The 4,781-nt window shown below is 68.4% G+C and carries 3 protein-coding genes; 2 read left to right on the top strand and 1 reads right to left on the bottom strand.

The window, feature by feature from the left end; translation table 11 throughout:
* Positions 1 to 1,742, top strand: a 1,742-nt coding sequence (locus ON27_RS29805) for a CHAT domain-containing protein (protein ID WP_043735093.1), incomplete at its 5' end; no start/stop codon positions are given.
* Between the two features lie 661 nt (positions 1,743 to 2,403).
* On the opposite strand, the gene ON27_RS29810 is transcribed toward ON27_RS29805, so the two are convergent.
* Positions 2,404 to 3,642, bottom strand: coding sequence for an FAD-dependent oxidoreductase (locus tag ON27_RS29810; protein ID WP_043735097.1), 1,239 nt, complete (start codon positions 3,640 to 3,642; stop codon positions 2,404 to 2,406).
* Positions 3,643 to 3,735: 93 nt separating this feature from the next.
* Here ON27_RS29810 and ON27_RS29815 point away from each other — a divergent pair, with 93 nt between their 5' ends.
* Positions 3,736 to 4,728, top strand: coding sequence for a helix-turn-helix transcriptional regulator (locus ON27_RS29815; RefSeq protein WP_043735100.1), 993 nt, complete (start codon positions 3,736 to 3,738; stop codon positions 4,726 to 4,728).
* Positions 4,729 to 4,781 lie beyond the last annotated feature (53 nt).

Genomic DNA, 4,781 nt, shown 5'->3' on the forward strand with positions numbered 1-4,781 from the left:
ACCGTGCGATCGACCTGCTGGAACAGGCGGTGGCCGCTACATCGGACGACCACCCCGACCAGGCGATGTTCCTGTCCAACCTCGGTATCGCGTACCAGGCGCGGTTGGATGCGGGTGGGTTGGGCGTAGACCGGGAGACCCTGTCCACCTATGCCGGACGGGTCACTGCGGCAGTCACCGCGCCGCCGGTTCTCCGGATTCGGGCAGGGTGGGCCGCCGGGGCGCTGGCGCATGCGATGAACGAGCACTCGCTCGCGGTGGAGTTGCTGGACGCAGCAGTGGCGCTGATGCCGTCGGTGGCACCGCGAGAATCGGGATGGGAAGATCAGGAACAACGCATTGGCGAAAACTATGGTCTGGTCGGAGAGGCCATCGCCGCGCACTGCGCGATCGACGACCCTGCCGGGGCCGTGGAGCTCGCCGAGTTGGGCCGCGGTGTCCTGCTGGCCGCGCAGCTGGACTCACGCACTGACCTCACCGATCTCGGCCATGCCCACCCTGACCTGGCTGCGCGATTACGACGCGTGCGCAAGCTGCTCAACAACCCACACGCCGATAACACCACCCCCGGTGAGACCCCCATGGAGGTACACGAACGGATCGAGGACCGCAAGCGGTGGTGGGCAGAGCACGACGAGCTAATCACCCAAATCCGCCGCCGCCCCGGCTTCGACCGATTCCTCAGGCCACCCCGCCTGATCGACCTCCAACAAGCACTGACCGACAGCACGGTCATCGTCGTCAACAGCGGACACCAACGCAGTGACGCCATCATCCTTACCCAGGACACCAAACCAGAACTCGTCCCGTTATCGGACCTGAGGCGCGCTGATGTCACCTTCCACGCCGACGCACTGCTGGATGCCAGCTACACCCCCGGCCCGGTAGGAGCCCTGCGAAAGCAGCGGGTTCTCCCCGAGATCCTCGCCTGGCTGTGGGACACGATCGTGCACCCGATTTTGCACGCCGCCGCCCCCCTCACGGCGACCGCGAACTCACTGCCACGGGTGTGGTGGCTGCCTACCGGCCTGCTCGGCCTGTTCCCCCTCCACGCTGCCGGTCACCACAGACAGCCCGGCGCCCTCGACACCGTCATATCCTCCTACACCCCCACCCTGCGCGCACTCGCCCACGCTCGAACCCGGCCACCAGCGACGACCCGCCGCCAGCTGACCGTGGCCCTGCACCACACCCCCGGCCTGCCGGACCTGCCCGGCACCGTCGCCGAAGCGACCACCCTACACGCCCGCCACCCCGACACCCCGCTGCTCCTCGACACCAACGCCACCACTGACCGCGTCCTGGCCGCCCTCCCCGACGCCACATGGGCACACTTCGCCTGCCACGCAGGAATCGATTTCACCGCCCCGTCCCGCAGCGGGCTGCTGCTGCATGACGCGACGCTGTCGCTGCCGCAGATCAGCCGGCTCCGGCTCACCCACGCCGAGTTGGCCTACCTGTCGGCCTGCTCCACCGCCCACCGCGGAATTCGGCACGCCGACGAATCGCTGCACCCCGCGTCCGCGTTTCAACTAGCCGGATTCCGCCACGTCATCGCCAGCCTCTGGCCCCTTGCCGACGACACCGCCGCAGCAGCAGCGACCGCCTTCTACCAGCATCTCCCCCCATCACCGACCGCCGACGATGCCGCCACTGTCCTGCACCACACCACCCGCGACCTACGCGCCCAACACCCAACGCGCCCCGATCTGTGGGCGGGGCTCATCCACAGCGGCCCATAAACAACCGAAAAACGCACCCCGCACGCACCACCTCAGCACCCGCCAACCGTTTGCTGAAACAGCGGGGACTGTCCAGTGAGTGGTGTATATCGGTTCGGGTAGTTGCATCCGGCCTGCAGGTTGTTAGTCGACTTCGATCACCAGCCGACCACCCGAAACCCGTAGGTCGTCCCCGTTCCCATGTTCGATGTGCCCCGCCCCGGGCCGACGAACATGGGAACGGTGAACCGATCAGTGCGGACCCACCGCAAATCGTCAGAGCGGATACGCACCCACTATGACCAGGCGTTTCCCAGTTGCCCATGTTTTGCGTGTCCTGCCGAGGGCACAAACCTGCGACAGCGTTTCCCAGCGCAACCCGCATTCCTCGTCATTCCGAACAGCCATAGCGAAAACCACAGGTCAGACCCGGTCCTTCTGCGCCCTGTAGGGCAGAAGCCTCACTCCACCTCGCCGTTTCAATCATTCGCCTCGGCAAAGCCGCTCCGAGTCTTCACCGACCCACGGCCACGACGAACCTGCCGGTTGCTTGCAGACCTAGCGATCAGCTTCATCGACTGAACCGAGGCCGACGCACTCGCCCGACAACTCGGGACCGCTGGCTACCGGCCCGTGCGCGACACCCTGTTCTGAGTACAGGGCACGGACGTCGCGCGGCTCGTCAGTGGCGTAGCCGGGCAGCTGCGGCCAGAAGCGGGGTGCTCACGGCGGTGGCTGCGGCTCCGAGTGTGGTGTCGGTGGCCAGGATCCACCGGACGGTCTTCATCGCCAGGGTCAGGACTTCTCCGCCGCGCTGACGCATGTCCGCCTCGAAACGTTCCACGGCGCAGGTGACGGTTGCGGTGCCAGCGGCGGCGGCGCTCACGTGCTCGAGCAGGCTGGCAGCGTCGCGGATGGCCGCGCCCGCTCCCATTCCGGCGGTGGGTGGTGTGGCGTGGACAGCGTCGCCGAGCGCGGTGATTCGACCCGCGGGCCAGGGCGCGAGATCGTCCGCACGAGTGGAGGCGGCGTTGAAGCGGAACCCGGCCACGCTGTGCGGGTCGGCTTGGGCAATGACCTCGAGCGTGTGCTCGGCCCAGCCCCGCTTGCGAAACCGGTCCAGCAGCGCGGCCTGCAGCGGGCCGCCACGCAGGTCTCGCAGGGAGTCGGTGCCGGCGGATTCGGGGAACATGGCGCCCCAGATATAGGTGGGTCCAGTGGTGACCGACATCCGCAGCTCGGGAGCGTCGAGCGCGGCGTTGCCGACCGGGTCGAGGAACCCGATATAGAGCGCTGCACCGTGCGGGCCGATCGCCAGCCCCGATCGTGGCCTCAGTCGCTGCTGCTCGCTGGCGCTGAGGTCTCGCACGAGGGTGCGGCCGGAGAACCCGATGATGCCCGCCGGCCTGTTGGTCGGGCCTCCCGCCAAGTGGCGGGCTACCACCGAGTGGGTGCCGTCCGCGCCCACCACCAGATCCGCCGAGACCGGCGCCCGATCGGTGAACAGCACCTGGGGCGCGCCGTGGTCATCATGGCCAACGCCGGACGCGCTGCATCCCAGGTGCAGGGCATCACCCACCGCTTCGGCCAACAACATCCGCAGGGTGATCCGATCCACGTCGACACTGCCGCTGCCGCTGAGGTCTGGCCCGTGGCCGAGCAGCCGGCCGCGGCGGTCCCAGAACGCGTCACGCTCGCGTAGCCGCAGCGCCGAACCCGATGCCAGCAACCGCTGCATGATCTGCGGTTCCACGAGATCTTTCAGCGCCGACTGCGCCCGCTCGTCCAGGGTGATGTGGTAGCCGCCGGTCGCCGCCACGTCGGTGTCGCGGTCGAATACCGCCACCTCGAATCCCCGGCGACGCAGCCCTGCCCCGAGGGCGAGCCCGCCGATACCGCCGCCGACCACAACCACCCGCATACCCGACCGTCCTCTCTGCCACTGCTCGCTGAACAGAGCCCACCCTGACATCGGTAGTGGACACCGAGTGGCCACCACCGGTCAGATGGCACGATGGCGAACACCTCACACCGGGCATTGCGACTGCTGTCTCTGCTCGGCTCAGGACGGCAGTGGCCGCTGCGTGAGCTGGCCACCCGGCTCGGAGTCAGCGAACGCACCGTCCGCCGCGACATAGAAACGCTGCGCCGGCTCGACTACCCGATCACCACCATCCACGGCCCCGAGGGCGGCTATCGGCTCGGTGCCAGGCACACCCTGCCGCCGCTGCTGTTCGACCACGACCAGGCCCTAGCGGTCGCGGTGGCCCTGCAGACCGCGCCCAGCACGATGTTCGGCCTCGGGGACGACGCGGCGCGGGCGCTGGCCACGCTGCAACAGGTCATGCCCCCTGCACTGCGGGCATCCATGGAGTCCCTGCGCCTGACCCGGCTGCAGAACTACTGGGAGTTCCCCGCACCTCCCATCGCCCCGTCCGCTCTGACCGCCGTGGGAACCGCGGTACGCCACCGCTACCTACTCGTCACCGAGATACTGCGTCCCGACGGGACACGCTCCGAACCCGGGGATCCCGATTTCCTGCCCGCACACCGCATCGAGCCGCACCACCTGGTCGTCTGGGCCGCCCGGTGGTACCTGGTCGCCTACGACCTCACCGACCACGAATGGCGAGTGCACCGCGTCGATCGACTGCACTCCCGCCCCACTACGCAGCACTTCTCCGCCCGCGCGCTTCCCGGCGAAGACCTCGCCCATTTCGTGATGGGCACCCACGACCGCGGCGACACCCCGGCTGACTGGCAATGCACCGGCACCGCACGGCTCAACCTGCCCGCTCACATCGTGGCCCGCTGGGCGCCAGGCGGCTCCGTCGTGGAACACCTCGACACCGAACACTGCCGGCTCACTCTCGGCGCCTGGTCCTGGGCCGGCGTCGCCGGCATCCTCGCCACCTTCGACACCGAACTCACCAACCTGCACCCACCCCAACTCGTCCACGCATGCCGCCGACTCACGCGCCGATGGGCCACTATCGCCGACACCTGAAAAGCGCTCCGCGAAAGCACTGGCCGGCGGGTGGGGTGAGCACCCTATCCGAT

Origin of the sequence: Nocardia asiatica NBRC 100129 (assembly GCF_000308415.1) — a bacterium.
GTDB lineage: Bacteria > Actinomycetota > Actinomycetes > Mycobacteriales > Mycobacteriaceae > Nocardia > Nocardia asiatica.

What these genes read in the sequence shown, in the direction of transcription:
- ON27_RS29810 (WP_043735097.1), bottom strand. Translation starts at nt 3,642, where the DNA reads ATGCGGGTGGTTGTGGTCGGCGGCGGTATCGGCGGGCTCGCCCTCGGG.
- ON27_RS29815 (WP_043735100.1), top strand. Translation starts at nt 3,736, where the DNA reads ATGGCGAACACCTCACACCGGGCATTGCGACTGCTGTCTCTGCTCGGC.